The sequence below is a fragment of the Huintestinicola sp. genome (assembly GCF_050874005.1).
In the GTDB taxonomy this organism is placed as follows: domain Bacteria; phylum Bacillota; class Clostridia; order Oscillospirales; family Ruminococcaceae; genus Huintestinicola.
This window is the reverse complement of sequence record NZ_JBNMJV010000050.1, coordinates 1-15,569: the sequence shown is the minus strand read 5'-3', so window position 1 is coordinate 15,569 and position 15,569 is coordinate 1. Positions and strand designations below refer to the sequence as shown.

17 protein-coding genes are annotated in these 15,569 nt (G+C 43.5%); 7 read left to right on the top strand and 10 right to left on the bottom strand.

Annotation, left to right across the window (positions count from 1 at the left end; translation table 11 throughout):
- Nucleotides 1–282 precede the first annotated feature (282 nt).
- A complete protein-coding gene (nrdG, locus tag ACR0QN_RS12510; protein WP_432651552.1) occupies nucleotides 283–831 on the bottom strand; it encodes an anaerobic ribonucleoside-triphosphate reductase activating protein in 549 nt (182 codons plus the stop codon).
- A gap of 41 nt (nucleotides 832–872) precedes the next feature.
- Nucleotides 873–3,029, bottom strand: a complete 2,157-nt coding sequence (gene nrdD, locus ACR0QN_RS12505; protein WP_432651551.1) for an anaerobic ribonucleoside-triphosphate reductase — start codon at nucleotides 3,027–3,029, stop codon at nucleotides 873–875.
- A gap of 136 nt (nucleotides 3,030–3,165) precedes the next feature.
- On the opposite strand from nrdD, the gene ACR0QN_RS12500 reads away from it, so the two are divergent.
- From ACR0QN_RS12500 to ACR0QN_RS12480, 5 genes are all read left to right on the top strand, one after another.
- A complete protein-coding gene (locus ACR0QN_RS12500; protein ID WP_432651550.1) occupies nucleotides 3,166–3,807 on the top strand; it encodes a Crp/Fnr family transcriptional regulator in 642 nt (213 codons plus the stop codon).
- A gap of 137 nt (nucleotides 3,808–3,944) precedes the next feature.
- On the top strand, nucleotides 3,945–4,259 hold the full coding sequence (locus tag ACR0QN_RS12495; RefSeq protein ID WP_432651549.1) for an ArsR/SmtB family transcription factor: 315 nt from the start codon (nucleotides 3,945–3,947) through the stop codon (nucleotides 4,257–4,259).
- An 80-nt stretch (nucleotides 4,260–4,339) separates the two neighbouring features.
- Nucleotides 4,340–5,353 (top strand): permease, encoded by a 1,014-nt coding sequence (locus ACR0QN_RS12490; protein ID WP_432651548.1) that lies wholly within the window; start codon nucleotides 4,340–4,342, stop codon nucleotides 5,351–5,353.
- Between the two features lie 11 nt (nucleotides 5,354–5,364).
- The gene (locus ACR0QN_RS12485; protein WP_432651547.1) at nucleotides 5,365–5,679 is read left to right on the top strand and encodes a thioredoxin family protein; all 315 of its coding nucleotides are present in this window, start codon (nucleotides 5,365–5,367) and stop codon (nucleotides 5,677–5,679) included.
- Nucleotides 5,676–6,083 (top strand): arsenate reductase ArsC, encoded by a 408-nt coding sequence (locus ACR0QN_RS12480; protein ID WP_432651546.1) that lies wholly within the window; start codon nucleotides 5,676–5,678, stop codon nucleotides 6,081–6,083. The genes ACR0QN_RS12485 and ACR0QN_RS12480 overlap by 4 nt, the downstream gene beginning before the upstream one ends.
- A gap of 32 nt (nucleotides 6,084–6,115) precedes the next feature.
- On the opposite strand, the gene ACR0QN_RS12475 is transcribed toward ACR0QN_RS12480, so the two are convergent.
- From ACR0QN_RS12475 to ACR0QN_RS12440, 8 genes are all read right to left on the bottom strand, one after another.
- Nucleotides 6,116–8,224, bottom strand: a complete 2,109-nt coding sequence (locus ACR0QN_RS12475; RefSeq protein WP_432651545.1) for a stage V sporulation T C-terminal domain-containing protein — start codon at nucleotides 8,222–8,224, stop codon at nucleotides 6,116–6,118.
- 99 nt (nucleotides 8,225–8,323) lie between these two features.
- On the bottom strand, nucleotides 8,324–8,542 hold the full coding sequence (locus ACR0QN_RS12470; RefSeq protein WP_432651544.1) for a hypothetical protein: 219 nt from the start codon (nucleotides 8,540–8,542) through the stop codon (nucleotides 8,324–8,326).
- Nucleotides 8,543–8,736: 194 nt separating this feature from the next.
- On the bottom strand, nucleotides 8,737–9,693 hold the full coding sequence (locus ACR0QN_RS12465) for a hypothetical protein (protein WP_432651543.1): 957 nt from the start codon (nucleotides 9,691–9,693) through the stop codon (nucleotides 8,737–8,739).
- Nucleotides 9,686–11,308, bottom strand: coding sequence for a hypothetical protein (locus ACR0QN_RS12460; RefSeq protein WP_432651542.1), 1,623 nt, complete (start codon nucleotides 11,306–11,308; stop codon nucleotides 9,686–9,688). Before ACR0QN_RS12460 ends, ACR0QN_RS12465 begins: the two co-directional genes overlap by 8 nt.
- A gap of 143 nt (nucleotides 11,309–11,451) precedes the next feature.
- The gene (locus ACR0QN_RS12455; protein WP_432651541.1) at nucleotides 11,452–12,012 is read right to left on the bottom strand and encodes a recombinase family protein; all 561 of its coding nucleotides are present in this window, start codon (nucleotides 12,010–12,012) and stop codon (nucleotides 11,452–11,454) included.
- Nucleotides 12,009–13,100 carry an amidoligase family protein gene (locus ACR0QN_RS12450; protein WP_432651540.1) on the bottom strand — a complete coding sequence of 364 codons (1,092 nt, stop codon included), beginning with the start codon at nucleotides 13,098–13,100 and terminating at the stop codon, nucleotides 12,009–12,011. The genes ACR0QN_RS12455 and ACR0QN_RS12450 overlap by 4 nt, the downstream gene beginning before the upstream one ends.
- Nucleotides 13,101–13,160: 60 nt before the next feature.
- Nucleotides 13,161–13,373: a DUF960 family protein gene (locus ACR0QN_RS12445; RefSeq protein WP_432651539.1), complete on the bottom strand. Its 213-nt coding sequence runs from the start codon at nucleotides 13,371–13,373 to the stop codon at nucleotides 13,161–13,163.
- A gap of 44 nt (nucleotides 13,374–13,417) precedes the next feature.
- Nucleotides 13,418–13,549 carry a hypothetical protein gene (locus ACR0QN_RS12440; protein ID WP_432651538.1) on the bottom strand — a complete coding sequence of 44 codons (132 nt, stop codon included), beginning with the start codon at nucleotides 13,547–13,549 and terminating at the stop codon, nucleotides 13,418–13,420.
- A gap of 374 nt (nucleotides 13,550–13,923) precedes the next feature.
- Between ACR0QN_RS12440 and ACR0QN_RS12435 the strand changes: the two genes are divergently transcribed.
- Both ACR0QN_RS12435 and ACR0QN_RS12430 read left to right on the top strand, forming a co-directional pair.
- Nucleotides 13,924–14,109 carry a helix-turn-helix domain-containing protein gene (locus ACR0QN_RS12435; protein WP_432651537.1) on the top strand — a complete coding sequence of 62 codons (186 nt, stop codon included), beginning with the start codon at nucleotides 13,924–13,926 and terminating at the stop codon, nucleotides 14,107–14,109.
- A 76-nt stretch (nucleotides 14,110–14,185) separates the two neighbouring features.
- The gene (locus ACR0QN_RS12430) at nucleotides 14,186–15,535 is read left to right on the top strand and encodes a restriction endonuclease subunit S (protein ID WP_432651536.1); all 1,350 of its coding nucleotides are present in this window, start codon (nucleotides 14,186–14,188) and stop codon (nucleotides 15,533–15,535) included.
- Nucleotides 15,536–15,569 lie beyond the last annotated feature (34 nt).

Here is a 15,569-nt window from a genome sequence, read left to right as displayed (position 1 = left end):
TCTTGCGATAAAAACTACACAGAGAATAAAGAGGAGCTGAACATAGCAGTCACCTTTTATTTGAATAAGCAGCAGTCCGGCTATATTTGCAGCGGCAAGCACGCAGACTGTGAAAATAATATCTTTTATATCGGGCAAAGCCGTCAGATATTTTTTTATCCGTGACATCGACATTGCGATCACCTCTATATAAATATAATATAGCACATTTTGTCGTTAATTGTCCGTTAAGAATGGAAATAAATACAAAAACAGCGGCTTTTTTGCCGCTGAAAAATTCTATCAGAATTCGTGCTTTTCATAGCAGGGGTCGTCTGACCAGATAACGGTCTCCCCTGCTTCAAGAGTTTTCTTCATATCTATAAGCCGCTGATTGGAACTTCCTCTGAAACGAAGGGATATATTTTTCTGCTCCTCGATAAATTCCCCGTCCACCAGCACGTCTATATATGACAGAAGCTCGTCTGTGCACTCACATCTTGCTCGGCTGTCGGACAGAAGCTCGGTCTCAAGAGTATATCCCGTATAGCACCATATGTTCTTATTGGGATAAAGCGCTTTCATCTTTTTCACAAGAGGAAGCAGTCCCTGCTGATTTACAGGCTCCATAGGCTCTCCCCCTAAAAGGGTAAGTCCGTCGATGTAATCGGGCTCGAGAGCCTTTAAAATTTCTTCCTCGGTGGCTTTTGTGTACTCGCTGCCGAATGTGAAATCCCAGGTCTGCGGATTAAAGCAGCCCTTACAATGATGGGTGCAGCCCGATACAAATATGGTCACCCTTACCCCGGGACCGTCAGCTATATCAAATTTCTTTATTTCTCCGAAATACATTTTCCTGAGCGTCCTTTCCCGGGAAATTTTTTATGTAGAAATCACAGGTGCATTACTCGCTCTTTGATCTCCTGAGTGCGTCCCTGATTCCAGAACTGCGTGCCGATATATCCGCAGGTGCGGCGGGCAACGTTCATCTTGTCCTGATCTCTGTTTCCGCAGGAGGGACATTCCCAGACAAGCTTACCATCGTCCTCCACTATCTTTATCTCCCCGTCATAGCCGCAGCACTGGCAGTAATCGGACTTGGTGTTAAGCTCGGCGTACATAATGTTGTCGTAGATAAACTGAAGCACTCTGATAACGGCTTCAAGATTATCCTGCATATTGGGAACTTCAACATAGCTGATCGCTCCGCCTGTGGAAAGCGCCTGGAACTGTGCCTCGAATTTCAGCTTGGAAAATGCGTCTATATCCTCGGTAACGTTAACGTGGTAGCTGTTGGTGATATAGCCCTTGTCGGTAACGCCCTCGATTATGCCGAAGCGGCGCTGGAGACATTTTGCAAATTTATATGTAGTGCTTTCGATGGGAGAACCGTAAATGCTGAATGCGATATCGGTCTCTTCTCTCCACCTTGCGCAGGCGTCGTTCATATATTTCATTACGTCAAGAGCAAAGCCTGTTGCGGAGGGGTCGGTATGGGGCTTGCCGGTCATATATCTTACGCACTCGCAGAGTCCTGCATATCCCAGAGAAATGGAGGAATATCCGCCGTAAAGGAGCTTGTCGATAGGCTCGCCCTTTTTGAGCCTTGCAATGGCGCCGTTCTGCCAGAGTATGGGTGCGGCATCGGAAAGAGTTCCCTTGAGCCTGTTGTGGCGGCACATAAGGGCACGGTAGCAAAGGTCAAGTCTTTCGTCGAATATCTTCCAGAATTTATCCATATCCTTGCCCGAGGAAAGTGCGATATCCACAAGGTTAAGGGTGACAACGCCCTGATTGAAACGGCCGTAGAATTTATAATTACCATTCTCGTCCTTCCAGGGGTTAAGGCAGCTTCTGCAGCCCATTACGGGGAAGCAGTTGCCCTCTTTGAGCTCCTTCATCTTCTTTTCGGAAATGTAGTCGGGAACCATTCTCTTGGCGGTGCATTTTGCCGCAAGCTGGGTGAGGTAGAAATACTCGGAGCCTTCCCTGATATTATCCTCCTCAAGAACGTAGATAAGCTTGGGGAATGCAGGTGTTATCCATACTCCCGACTCGTTCTTTACGCCCTGGTATCTCTGACGGAGCATTTCCTCGATTATCATTGCGAGGTCTTTCTTCTCACGCTCGTTCCTTGCTTCGCCGAGATACATAAACACGGTGAGGAAGGGAGCCTGTCCGTTGGTGGTCATAAGAGTTATTACCTGATACTGGATAGTCTGCACGCCGCTGGCGATCTCTTTGCGGAGACGCTTTTCAACCACATTATTGATGACTTTCTCGTCAAGGCTGCCGCCCAGCTCCTTTGCCTCTTCAATAACAGCCTTGCGTATCTTCTCACGGGATATCTGAACAAAGGGTGCAAGGTGGGTAAGGCTTATGCTCTGTCCGCCGTACTGATTTGATGCCACCTGTGCGATTATCTGAGTAGCGATGTTGCAGGCTGTGGGGAAGCCGTGAGGCTTTTCGATAAGGGTCTCGCTGATAACTGTGCCGTTCTGGAGCATATCGTCAAGATTTACAAGGTCGCAGTTATGCATATGCTGAGCAAAATAATCCGAATCGTGGAAATGGATAAGTCCCTCGTTGTCGGCGTCCACGATATCCTTGGGAAGAAGCAGGCGCTTTGTAAGGTCCTTGCTGACTTCTCCTGCCATATAGTCACGCTGAACGCTGTTTACTATTGGGTCCTTGTTGGAATTTTCCTGCAAAACTTCCTCGTTATTGCACTCAATAAGGGAGAGGATACGGTCGTCCGTAGTGTTTGATTTTCTTACAAGGGAACGGGTATAGCGGTATTTTACATAACCCTTGGCTATCTCAAAAGCGCCGTTTGCCATGATCTGATTTTCGACCATATCCTGGATCTCCTCAACGGAAACAGCTCTCTTCATTTTTTCGCACTTGTAGCAGATGTATTCGGCTGCCTCTCTGATCTGCTCGTCGGTAAGCTCCTTGCGGCGGCCTGCGTTGTTTGCCTTGGTAATGGCTGTTTCTATCTTTGAGATGTCGAAATCGACCTCGGAACCGTTGCGCTTTATAACCTTCATTTAATGATCCTCCGTATCGTGTTGATGTTGCATTACTAATTATATGATATATTGGAATAAAAAACTGTTGCCAAAACCACAATTTTATGATATAATATACTATATACACGATTTATAACAGAAAGGAATACTATATATGGGGTCTTTACTTTCAAAGCAGGAGCTTATATACCTTAAAAACCGCTTCAATGCGAGATCGGTGAAATATGATAAAAATGAGACTGTACTGCATATAGACGAGAGCAGCAATCAAATGTGCTTTGTGCTTGAGGGTATGGTTTATCTGTGCGCCGAGGATGAGCAATGTGAACGGAGCATACTGAGATTTTTCAGAACAGGAGAGTTTTTTTCCTCTGCAATGCTGGTGCCGCCCGAGTATGCGGTGAGCTATATGACGGCAAAATACCCTTCGGAGGTAGTCTTTTTCAGCCGTGAGGAGATATTCAGATTCTGCTCCGCAAATCCCGACTGGATGACAAAATTTTTGCAGCTTATCCCCGGTCAGAGCGGAAGGGAGGTCTGCATAAACAGTTTCATTCTTCATCAGAGATCTATAAGGAGCAAGCTTCTGTTCTTTTTCAGGCAGGAGAGCAGGCTGCAGGGCGGCAGCAGGATAAGACTTCCTCTCCCCTTCACAGACCTTGCGGAATTTCTCGCCTGCGACCGTTCGGCTATGATGAAAGAGCTTTCTAAAATGAAAGGAGAGGGGCTTATTTCGGGGAAAAACCGTGAGATAGTCATAAACGAGTCTCTTTTCCGTGCAAATCCCGAAGTTTAGAGTGTGATATGCAAATATAATAAAATTTGTTATTGTGCACAATTTCAGACGGTTTTTTTTACGCATATACATATTGACAATTTTCTATCTGTCAGATATAATAAATACATAGAAGCTTATCAATATGAGGTGAAGATATGGAGACTGACGCAAAAAAGACTGCGGTCATTTTCAAAGCGTTCTGCGATGAAAACCGAATTAAAATTTTGCAGCTTTTACAAAGCGGGGAAAAATGCGCCTGCAGGCTGCTTGAGGAAATGAACATCACTCAGCCCACATTGTCACACCATATGAAAATATTATGCGACAGCGGTATCGTCACGGGACGTAAAGAGGGCAAGTGGATGCATTATTCCATTTCATCGGAGGGCGTTGGATATGCCGCACAATGTTTTAAAGAACTGACAACTGTAAATGGTGAAAGCGGAAATAATTCCTGCTGTATGAAATGATCTGAGCCGCATTTGTGCGGCTTTGGTAATGTGCAAAGGATTGACGCATTTGAATATTTAAATTTAAAGAAGGAGCACTTATGGAGACTCTTAAAACCGCTTGGGACTTTTTTCAGAATGAGATACTGGGTATGGCTTGGCTTAACAGGCTTATCGGTTCGGCGCTCAATGCTCTCGGTCTTGACACAAGGGGAAAGCTCGGCGGCAGCGTCCATTTTTTCATATACGATATGATAAAAATTATGGTGCTGCTGGGCGTTCTGATATTCATCATTTCATACATACAAAGCTTTTTTCCTCCCGAGAGAACAAAAAAGATACTGAGCCGCTTTCACGGTATGGGGGCAAATATTACTGCCGCCCTGCTGGGAACGGTAACGCCTTTCTGCTCCTGCTCGTCCATTCCGCTTTTTATGGGATTTACAAGCGCAGGTCTGCCCCTTGGCGTCACGTTCTCGTTCCTTATATCATCGCCTATGGTAGACCTTGGTTCCCTGGTACTGCTTATGAGTATTTTCGGCTGGAAGGTCGCGGTTATTTATGTTATAGTCGGACTTATTATCGCAGTAGCAGGCGGTACGCTCATTGAAAAACTTCATCTTGAAGATCAGGTGGAAGATTTCATACGAAGCGCAAAAGCCACAGACGCTTTGCAGGAAGAGCTTCATTTCAGGGAGCGGGCAAAATACTCCTTTGAGAAGGTATGTGAAACAGCGAAAAAGGTATTTCCTTATGTTCTAATAGGTGTGGGAATTGGTGCTGTTATCCACAACTGTATTCCCGAGGAATTTATCATAAATATCCTCGGTGATAACAACCCCTTCGGAGTTATCATAGCTGCAATTGCAGGCGTTCCTATGTATGCGGATATTTTCGGCACTATCCCCATTGCCGAGGCTCTGCTTTCAAAGGGTGCGCTGTTGGGAGTAGTGCTTTCCTTTATGATGGCGGTAACTACACTTTCTCTGCCGTCGGTGATAATGCTCAGAAAGGCGGTCAAGCCGAAGCTGCTGGGCATCTTCATTGCAATTTGCACGACAGGAATTATCCTTGTGGGATATTTCTTTAATTCAATACAAGTCTATATTATGTAGGAGGAATTATTATGGCATTATTTGATTTTATGAAAAAGTCGGAAGGAAAAAAGCGTCCCGCTGACAAGGCGCTTATTGCCGGGATAAAAAGCGTAAAGGTGCTGGGAGCAGGATGCAAAAACTGTCACAGACAGCTTGAAAATGTGAGAAAGGCACTTGAAGTTATGAGCATACCCGTCGAAGTCGAATATATTACCGATATGGCAAAAATTGCGGAGTACGGCGTTATGAGTATGCCGGTTATCGTAGTGAATGAAAAGGTGGTTTCTCAGGGCAGGGTGCTTAAGCCCTCCGAGGTGGGGAAGCTGCTGACGGAGGCGAAATGAGCGTGAAAAAGGTTGCATTCATATGCGTACACAATTCCTGCCGGAGTCAGATAGCGGAAGCCCTGGGCAGGCATTTCGCCTCCGATGTATTCGAAAGTTATTCGGCTGGAACAGAAACAAAAACCAAAATTGATCCTGATGCTGTTCGGCTGATGAAGGAACTTTACGGTATTGATATGGAAAAGGCGCAGTACATCAAGACCTTTGAGGCTATCCCCTCCCCCGACATTGTAATATCAATGGGGTGCGGTGCAAAGTGTCCTTATATAGGCAGAGAGTTTGATGATAACTGGGGTCTTCCCGACCCGACAGGCGAAAGTGATGAGGAGTTTATACGGGTCATTGACAGGATAAGAGATAACATTTTAAAGCTCAGAGAAAGTATTGCAAAAATGTCAGAATAAATCTATGTAAGGCGGAGGGTTCCGCCTTTTTGTTATTCCTCGATCTGCTTTCCGAGGAACTGTGCCGCAGCCTGAATGAGATTTTTCTGCACTTCGGTAGCTGTTGCGCTCTCGTCGGAGCTTGGAGCAAGAAAGGCTACTGCGCCCGTAACATCTCCCGAGGACAGTATAGGTGTGCAGGCGATGGCAGGACGGTCAATTCCCTCAACTGGGAAAACCTTTGCGTCCTCATCGGAGGAGTAAATGTAGTTTCTGCGGTGCTCGAGAAATTCCTCCAGTCCTTGGGAAACACGGCGCTCATTAAACTCCTTTTTGCCCACGCCTGCAACGGCTACCACGTGGTCCCTGTCAAACACTATAGTAGGACAGTTTGCAAGCTTTGTCATCACCTCAGCCACCTGTGAGGCGGACTGAGCCATTTCATTGATGGCGGAGTATTTCTTGAAGATAACTTCTCCGTCTGAGCTTGTGTAAATTTCAAGGGGGTCGCCTTCACTGATAACAGTTACACACTCGTCAATCGACGTATTTAAGCGGTTTTGCGGCAACAGCTGCTCTGCTTCCGCATTTATTATCTCGTCAACATCGGCAAGAAGATTAACCTCAATGTGATCGTCATATACATTTATATTTTCTATTATACTCCCGATATCCGTTTTGTCAAGTCTTTCCTTTTCGAGTATCTCATTCAGGACGCTTACAGTAGTGGCGGCGGCTTTGTTTGTCTCATTTACAGCCTTCTCACGCTTGGCAAGCAGCTCAAGCTGTGCGTTGAGTCCGTCAATCTTTTGAGAATGTGCGGCAATAATGCTGTCATATGTCTCGTTAATAAGCTGCTCCTGTGCAGGGTTTGACATAATATCTCTGATACGCTGAGTGGCTGCGGCGGCAAGCTCTGCCTTTAACTGAGTTATCTGACCCTGTATCTCATCGGGAGTATCACGAGTAACTGTTTTCCGCTCCCGCTCCGAAAGCAGCTTGTCGAGAGTTTTTGAAATCAGAACCGAATTATCACGCAGCTTTTCAACATACTTTTTCAGAGTATCGTCAAGCCTGTCAATTCTGATGTGGTGTGAGGTGCAATGTGCCTTGCCATATTTGGTATAGGTGCTGCAGCGGTATGCAGGCGGCAGGTCAGGGCGGCTCATTGAGGACATAGGCTTTCCGCAGTCTCCGCAGATGAGAAAGCCTGTGTAATCTGTGCGGTATTTCTTTATTCCCCTATAGTTTGAACGTGAACGTACTGCAAGCTGCTGCTGTGCCTTCTCAAAAACCGCCTTAGTAACTACCGGGGTATGATGATCTTCAATAACGATGTGTTCGCTGTCGGGGAGCGGAATATCGCTGCCGTTTATCTTTTTTCTGCCGTATTTATGCTGTCGGAGAGTGCCGATGTAGAAATCGTTGCGGAGTATCTCGCTGACCGAAACAATGCTCCATCGGCTGCTGCTTTTCAAGCGGGTAGTTTTGCCTATTGCTTCACGTCGGACTATTTCGTCCTGCCTTGCGGTCGGTATCTTCAATTCCGTAAGCTTATTTGCAATAGATTTGTAGCCCATTCCCGACAGATACATATCAAATATCATACGAACGACCTCTGCCTGCGCTTCATTCACCTCAAAGGTCATCGCCTTGCTGTCGATTATGGTATATCCGTAAGGCACGGCACATATCCATTTTCCTGCCTTCTGACGGCTTTCAATTACCTTGCGCACCTTCTTGCTCGTATCGGTAACGGGCATTTCGTTTATGAGAAAACGAAACTGTATCTGCAGCCATTCGTCCTCGGTGGGGAAGTCGATATTATCATTGATGGATATTATGCGGACACCGCTGTCTCTGAGGTCCTCAAGCTCTGCAAGTCCCCGGCTGTTTCGTCTTGAAAATCGGGAAAAGTCCTTTATGATAAGGATATTATATTTCCCGTTCATCAGCCCTCTGCGCATTTCCTGATATCCCTCACGCTGCTCAAAGGTATAGCCCGAACGGTCACGATCCTCAAAAAATTCAACGCTGCTTTCGGGAAAATATGAGGAAACATACTCGGAGATTATGCTTTTCTGGTTCTCGATGGAGGTGTTCTCCTGACCTATCTCCTCATCAACGGAAATTCGGCAGTAGGCTGCTATATTATATTTCATTGCTTCACTTCCTTTCATTTGTAATAGTATCACGTTCTCTTAGCGTGGTCAACAGGTAAAAAATGGGGGCACCGACCTTATGACCGATACCCCTTCATTTTACGCAGATACGTTATTTTTTAGCTGATTCATCAGCAGGTCGAGGGTCGTATCTGCGAGACTCTTTTTGCCGGAAATGAATACGGTAACATTGTAATTATTCTGCTTGCAGCCCGAATATATCCCTTCAAGCAGCTTATTTACCATTTCGCTGTTTTTCTCCTCGGCTGTCAGCCAGATATCGGCATCGTGAGTTATTTCGTTGAAATGAATGTTCATATTCGTCACCTCTTATTATATATAGTATCGGCAGTAACCCTAACTCTAATCATATTTTGCCTCTGATATGACCTGCCATTATTACAATATATAACTATTTTTGTCAGAAATTCGGTGACTTCCAGACAGAAAATGTCTATGAAAGACATTTTCTGCTGAAGTTGTCTGCCCGGAAATGCCCTATATTTCAGCGTTTATATCCTGAAAAGACAAAAAGACAATTTTTCCGAGATAATAGGGGTATCCCTCTTGTTGTATCTTACCATTTCCTTTGTGTGTTTGCAAAGGTTGGCAAGGGATTCTTCTATTTCGTGAGAAAAGAAGTGGTTATCCGTGACAAACAGCCTGCAAATTGCAAGGTAGTTCTTCGATATGATTTTCCCAAAATCAAGAGTGACCGATTGTTCGCCGCCTCCGTTGAGATTTAGTTCGATGTCAAACTCACCGTTATGCCTGTAGTTCTTTTCAACATAATATATTGTGCTTGGTTCCTCAAACGTATAGTCTATGTCAAGGCTGTTTTTTGCGATGAAATTTCCATACACAAAGTCTATCCACTCTCTGTTAATAGGACGGTTTGTGCTGTTAAGACACATACGCTGCAGGCAAAGACAGCTGAGGTATAATACATAATACCTGTCTTCATCGGTAGCGGAATAGCTATATATCTGCCTAAGCTGCTTCAAATAACCCTCAAGCTTGTCATTATCGGTTGAAGAATATATTTCCGAAAAATCTGCAAATAGCTTGTAATAAGGGTTATTCGTCAGCCTCGCAAAGGTAGTACATATTTTTGAAAAATCAGAACTTGTCTGGTGACTTACTCTGTCTCCCGAGATCATTGCTTCTGCATTGGTGAAAATTCTGTTATCGTCGCCTTTGTTCAGTTTCTCTGACATGTTGTAGAGAATTGAAACTACTTCCTCATCTGTTTTTCCGTCCAGAGTGTCAATATGATCACTAACAAACTCAAGGAACAATGATTTTTCCACATTATTATCGAGATTTGTCAAAATCCGGGTCTGTTCTCCGTCAGATTTCTTTAAAAACTCATATTTTAATGTATCAAACTTTTCATCCCATTTATCTTCTAAGGCAGGAAATTCTCTGCCAAGGGAATCATTTAACGAGGTGATTTGAACATCAGTCATTTGAATTATCTCCTTTCAAAGTATATTTTAGGATAATAACATCCGTATCCTTGTTATTTATGCGAATTTTTATGCGATTATTGGGTTTAGAGGTAAGTACGCTCCCATCAGATGGCTTTATCACAAGTGCCATTTTATATAAGAGGTCTATGATATCCCGATTTTTAAGCTTTTCGGAGTACACCTCAGAAAAGCTTTGGATAAAGGCTTTCTGCTGTTCTGATGTCAATATCAGATAGTGTCCGTTATAATATCCGAGTGCCGAAGCACCGAAATTGTCGGAGGAGTCCGGGATTATCCTGGTAAGCCTATTATTTTCCATATTATACGTCAGAATGCGATTGCTTGTGATGGTTTTTTCGACTGTATAAAGCACCGCTTGCTCAGCGGAGTTGAGCTTGATCAGCTCCTGCTGAACTCTTGCCGACTTTATAAGGTAGTTATCAAAGGCTGACTTCATGTCGGATATCTCCGCCTCGGTAAATCCGATAAATGTCAGAAATGGTGCGAAGATCTGCCAGTACAGCTCTAAGTGAATGAAGTTACCAACGGCTCTTGGCTCAATAACATCGGCAAATAGTCTCTGAGTATCACTGACAGCCTTCTGATATGCTGTGTCAAGCATAGGCATAGTGATAATATTATCGTTGATTTCAAGCAGTTCTGAAAAAGCCCATATGATAAATGCTATATTGACATCATCAAGAAACTTGCTGGAGTCTCTATACGTCCCGAATCTTGTAAGATCAATGCTGCCCTTTTCAATCGGGCAATAGAAGCATCTTAAGGACGAAGACTCTGATATGAAAAACTCAGCCTCGGAGGTTACAGCGGTCATCACTCTTTTGGGAGATGGAACAGTCTCGTTATTCCTTGCTGTTCTTTTTTCGGAGCCAATATCTCCGGCAGATCTGATAAGTGTTTCAAGCTTCTTTTTTTCCTCAGAGCTGCAGCAATTGTAACCTTTGTGAGGAATATCATCAAATAACAGAGTGCCGCTGCTTGCATTTTTAATTGCGTTCTGCATAGCAGCGGGAGTTGCACTCGGAACACTGATAAATCTGTCAGAAGTATGAGCATTAAATATTGCTCTTGATATCGTTGTTTTGCCTGAACCACTTTTTCCGTATATGAATATCAGAAAAGTTGGGATAACCTTATTTTTCTGATCCTCCCGCATTTTGAGGAAGGCTTCATATAACAAGCTGATGAGCGAAAGAAGCAGAAGCGTTGTTATAACCGCAGTGTCTTTGCAACAGCTTCCTATGTTTATTATCGTAGTACGAAGTCTTTCCTTGGCTTCTTCCTCCATATGAAAGTCCCGTTTAGGAATTTCGATCTGGGTGGAACGGTAAATGAAATGGGTATTATCAAGGCTTAACCCTTCTGAACAATATTCCCTTTTGGAAATATTTCTGAACTGAGCGGCATATACAGCTGCATCATATACCAGATTTATTATATTATCTGATATCGGACCATAACCTGTGACTTTTTCCCGAATAGCTTTGCCAAAGCTATTCTTGTTGACATCGCTGCTGCTAAGCCATATCGATGTAACATTATTATCTGCATCAATAATATCAAACTGATAGTCAATTTTAAACTTATTCATGACCTTATCATCCTTTATATGATCACACTTGACTGTTGCGACAAAAGGGATCAGTATAAAGTTTATATATTTCCCAACTTTTTATTGTTATAACAATAAAAAATATGCTTACTGCATTTCCGAATTTTGCAGCAAGCATATATTTATCTGCTTAGAGCCTTCACCCTCCTGTAAAACGTGCTCTTCCTCATCCCAATTTTATCCATAAACTCAACAGCAGTGATCTTCCCCTCAGACCATAGAGCATATAGTGAATCCCACAGCTGCTCATCGACCTCAACGGGCTTCCTGCCTGTGTATTTCCCCTGAGACTTTGCAATAGCTATTCCCTCCCGCTGACGGTCAAGTATATATCCACGCTCAAGCTCGGCAACTGCAGCAAATACCGTAAGCATAAACTTGCCTGCAGGCGTTGTAGTGTCAATGCTTTCCTTTTTGCTGACAAACTCCACACCTTTTTCTGTAAGAGTGTCAACAAGCTCAAGCAAGTCCCGGGTGTTCCTTGCAAATCGTGATATGGATTCAACTATGACAGTATCACCGGTTCTTACAAAATTCAGCATACTTTTAAGCTGAGGCCTGTCCACTGATTTGCCCGACATTTTGTCAATGTACATTCTTTCAACACCAAGCTGCTCCATAAGCACCTCCTGACGGGCTGTATTCTGTTCGACTGTTGAAACTCTGATATATCCTACTTTCATATAAGCTGCTCCTTTCCCAATATGGGTTCGTTGATGTAAAGTCTGCGCTCTTTCAGATAGGTTATAAGCTCAGGCTCGGTTATGGTGGATACAAACTCAGGCCATGATAAAGCTGTAAAATCCTCGTCTGACATAGATGCCGCCATAATGCATATGTGAGCAACAAGCTGCAGTGTAGCAATGATGGTGTTGTATTTAAGGGTACCACGAAAAATCCTGAACTCTATGGTCGAGTAGTTACACAGGTTTATGCAGGCATATCTGCCCATATTCTTTTCCTTGGCATTGGTCATCACCTGTTTAGGATTATCTTTCATGCCATACCTTGCCGCCCATCTGTTTATCTGGGATTCGGTACGCCTTGAGAATTTCAGCAGCTCCTGCCAGAAACGTTCCACAAAGAAAAGCACTCTTGAAATTGCAGGTTCCTGTGATATTTTGTCGGAACCGAACATATTTCTGCCTACATGAACATGAAGTCCGCAGGTGCTTGTTTTGTGGGAGCGGTAGCCCAATTCAATAGCTTTAGAAGCGACCTGTTTCCATGGCATTGCGTTCATGTGATACTCAAGTGTCATTGGGTGCGTCACAAGCTCCATGCCGTCATTGAGACTGCCGTCATGCTTTATGTACATATTGTCCTCGTCAGCGTTGGCGATATCCAAAAGCTTTCTTGCATAGGTATCCGACGAACCGCCGCTATCAATCTCAAGCTCCACGCCCATATACAGCTTGCTGTTTCCATGAAATATCGGTTCGGGCTTGTAATTATAGCTGTGTATGCATTTTCCGTCATCGTTATAGCAATGGCGGCAATAGGGATAATCCTCGTCATCGTAATAATAAGCGTCATCGTCGTGAATCAGCCTGCCGCAGTCCTCGCAGGTAACATAATGATTATTGCGGCAATGGGAACATAGAGTGATGTTATCATCGCCGTAATCGTCCTCATTCCAGATACGTTCACCGCAGCATTCACAGGTGCGGGTATGGGAATCGTAACAGTCATCGCACATGATATGCCCGTCAAGTTCATACACATCATCGTCGCAGAGAAGCTTTGCTCCGCAAAATTCACAAATACACATTTTTCAAATCTTCCTTTCAAATAATAATGCCCGCACAGATCGCTCTGTACGGGCATTTTCTCAATACTCCTCGGCAAGGAGCATAGTACAATGATCTATGTCATCAATGACAAAAATCTTGGCTTCAACAGGATTCGGGAACGGGAAAGAAACATGGTTACAATACACCGGATCCTCCTGTTCGTGGGTAATATGCTGCTCTCCGTTTTTACCTGTGAGGGTGAATACCTGAAGGTAATCCGGTGACGGGATATGCTCGATCATACCCCACATCTGAAGCTGCAGCGGGAGCGGTATGGTGGAATCCACTCCCCGAGTCAGAAATCGTCGAGATCGAAACCGCATAAATCCGAGACTCCTTCCCTAATGGCATCGGTGATTATTTCCGAAGCAGCGATGCCTGCTGCAGTGATGGCGGCGGAAGCTATTTTTGATACAATGGGGTCCATAAAAATTTTCTCCTTTCATAGTGACAGTTAACGCAAATATTCGCAGGGGTAAGTGGTTTTCACCATTGCACAGCAAGGGCATACACGCACAGAAATGCGTATCTGATAGTATTTGACAGGGTTTCGCACATTTTTCTCAGCTCCTTTCGGGAAAATATTTTTTCGTGAAAAACAGGCATTTTACACTTTATCTGCCTTGCAGAAGGTGTTTTTCACACAAATGAAAAAAGCCCATGAACTACGCTTATGAACGTAATTCATGGGGCTTTCCTCATTTATCACTATTATAATATATACTTATTCTGTGGGTATTTGCGGATAGTTGCGTTACTTTACAACAACAAAATAAGGCATTCCGAACGAATGTCATTACTATGAAAGGATTGATTATTATGCTCAGAGATTACAATGATTATATGACCCCTCAGGAGGTTGCCGATGAGTTTGGGGTCTCGCTTACTACTGTTTACAATCTGCTCCGTTCGGGTAAGCTGCCCGGATTTAAGATTGGGAAGAAGTGGTTTGTGGTGAGGGAGAAGGTGGAGAGGTTGGTTTATTGACATACTACCATATTCTGCCACTAATAATCCTTATGAGAAGCGGGGCGATAATGAGCCTGTTTGCATTGCTGATGAGGTGCCTTTTGAGATCCCGGAGAGTTGGGAGTGGGCTCGTATTGGAGAGTTATTTCAGCATAATACTGGTAAGGCACTTAATTCATCAAATAAAGATGGAGAAATGATGGAATATATTACAACATCTAATCTCTATTGGGATAGATTTGAACTTGATAAGCTCAAAAAGATGTTATTTACTGAATCAGAAATAGAGAAATGCACAGTAATCAAAGGTGATTTGCTTGTTTGCGAAGGTGGTGATATAGGCAGAGCAGCAATATGGAATTTTGATTCGCCAATGAGGATACAAAATCATATACATAGACTTAGATCGTATATAAATGTTTGTACACGTTTCTTTTACTTTGTTTTTTTTCTATATAAGGGTATAGGATTAATAGGTGGTAAGGGAATAGGAATACAAGGTTTATCTGCTTCCGCATTGCATAATATTATTATCCCATTACCACCACTCTCCGAACAACACCGCATAGTCTCAAAAATCGAAGAATTATTGCCCCTTATTTCCGAATACGAAAAAGCTGAAACTCAACTCGCAGCTTTGAACACCACCTTCCCCGACCAACTAAAAAAATCCATACTCCAACAGGCAATACAAGGCAAACTTGTACCGCAAGATCCCGATGACGAACCTGCAAGCGTACTTTTAGAGCGTATCCGAACCGAAAAGCAAGAACTTATCAAGGCAGGAAAAATCAAGAAGGACAAGAACGAATCTATCATTTTTATGCGTGATAATTCTCATTATGAGTTGTGCGGCGGTGTTGAGCGCTGTATTGATGATGAGATTCCGTTTGATATTCCGGAAACGTGGGCATGGTGTAGGCTTGGTTCTATTTTGCATAAATTAACTGATGGTACTCATTCAACTCCAAAGTATCAGTCTGATGGGGTTCCTTTTGTATCCGTAAAGGATATCAGTAACGGGTATTTAGATTTTTCAACCTGTAAATATATTTCTGAAAAAGAACACAAGGAATTATTCACACGATGTAATCCTGAATATGGTGATATATTGCTTACAAAAGTTGGAACTACAGGTATTCCGGTTATTGTTGATTCAACAAATGAATTTAGTTTGTTTGTAAGCGTTGCTCTGCTAAAGTTCAATAAATCACTTATATTTAATGAATTTCTTATTACTCTCATCAACTCACCATTGGTACAGAAACAAGCATCAGAAAACACAAAAGGAGTTGGTAATAAAAACTGGGTTATGAGGGATATTGCAAATACACTTATCCCTGATTCCGCAAAACTCAAAACGCTGCCGAAAGTCTTAAGAAGGTCTGAATCCAAGCATTGCATCTTCCAAGAGCAAGACGGAGCTTACGAGCGTGAACAGTGAGATGACCGGCAATGAGAATCAAGTTATCAATTAT

Coding starts and splice junctions, on each gene's coding strand:
- nrdD (WP_432651551.1), bottom strand. CDS start 3,029: ATGAAGGTTATAAAGCGCAACGGTTCCGAGGTCGATTTCGACATCTCA.
- ACR0QN_RS12500 (WP_432651550.1), top strand. CDS start 3,166: ATGGGGTCTTTACTTTCAAAGCAGGAGCTTATATACCTTAAAAACCGC.
- ACR0QN_RS12475 (WP_432651545.1), bottom strand. CDS start 8,224: ATGAAATATAATATAGCAGCCTACTGCCGAATTTCCGTTGATGAGGAG.
- ACR0QN_RS12450 (WP_432651540.1), bottom strand. CDS start 13,100: ATGTGTATTTGTGAATTTTGCGGAGCAAAGCTTCTCTGCGACGATGAT.
- ACR0QN_RS12480 (WP_432651546.1), top strand. CDS start 5,676: ATGAGCGTGAAAAAGGTTGCATTCATATGCGTACACAATTCCTGCCGG.
- ACR0QN_RS12495 (WP_432651549.1), top strand. CDS start 3,945: ATGGAGACTGACGCAAAAAAGACTGCGGTCATTTTCAAAGCGTTCTGC.
- ACR0QN_RS12455 (WP_432651541.1), bottom strand. CDS start 12,012: ATGAAAGTAGGATATATCAGAGTTTCAACAGTCGAACAGAATACAGCC.
- ACR0QN_RS12440 (WP_432651538.1), bottom strand. CDS start 13,549: ATGGACCCCATTGTATCAAAAATAGCTTCCGCCGCCATCACTGCAGCA.
- ACR0QN_RS12470 (WP_432651544.1), bottom strand. CDS start 8,542: ATGAACATTCATTTCAACGAAATAACTCACGATGCCGATATCTGGCTG.
- ACR0QN_RS12490 (WP_432651548.1), top strand. CDS start 4,340: ATGGAGACTCTTAAAACCGCTTGGGACTTTTTTCAGAATGAGATACTG.
- ACR0QN_RS12445 (WP_432651539.1), bottom strand. CDS start 13,373: ATGTGGGGTATGATCGAGCATATCCCGTCACCGGATTACCTTCAGGTA.
- ACR0QN_RS12485 (WP_432651547.1), top strand. CDS start 5,365: ATGGCATTATTTGATTTTATGAAAAAGTCGGAAGGAAAAAAGCGTCCC.
- ACR0QN_RS12460 (WP_432651542.1), bottom strand. CDS start 11,308: ATGAATAAGTTTAAAATTGACTATCAGTTTGATATTATTGATGCAGAT.
- nrdG (WP_432651552.1), bottom strand. CDS start 831: ATGTATTTCGGAGAAATAAAGAAATTTGATATAGCTGACGGTCCCGGG.
- ACR0QN_RS12465 (WP_432651543.1), bottom strand. CDS start 9,693: ATGACTGATGTTCAAATCACCTCGTTAAATGATTCCCTTGGCAGAGAA.
- ACR0QN_RS12435 (WP_432651537.1), top strand. CDS start 13,924: ATGAAAGGATTGATTATTATGCTCAGAGATTACAATGATTATATGACC.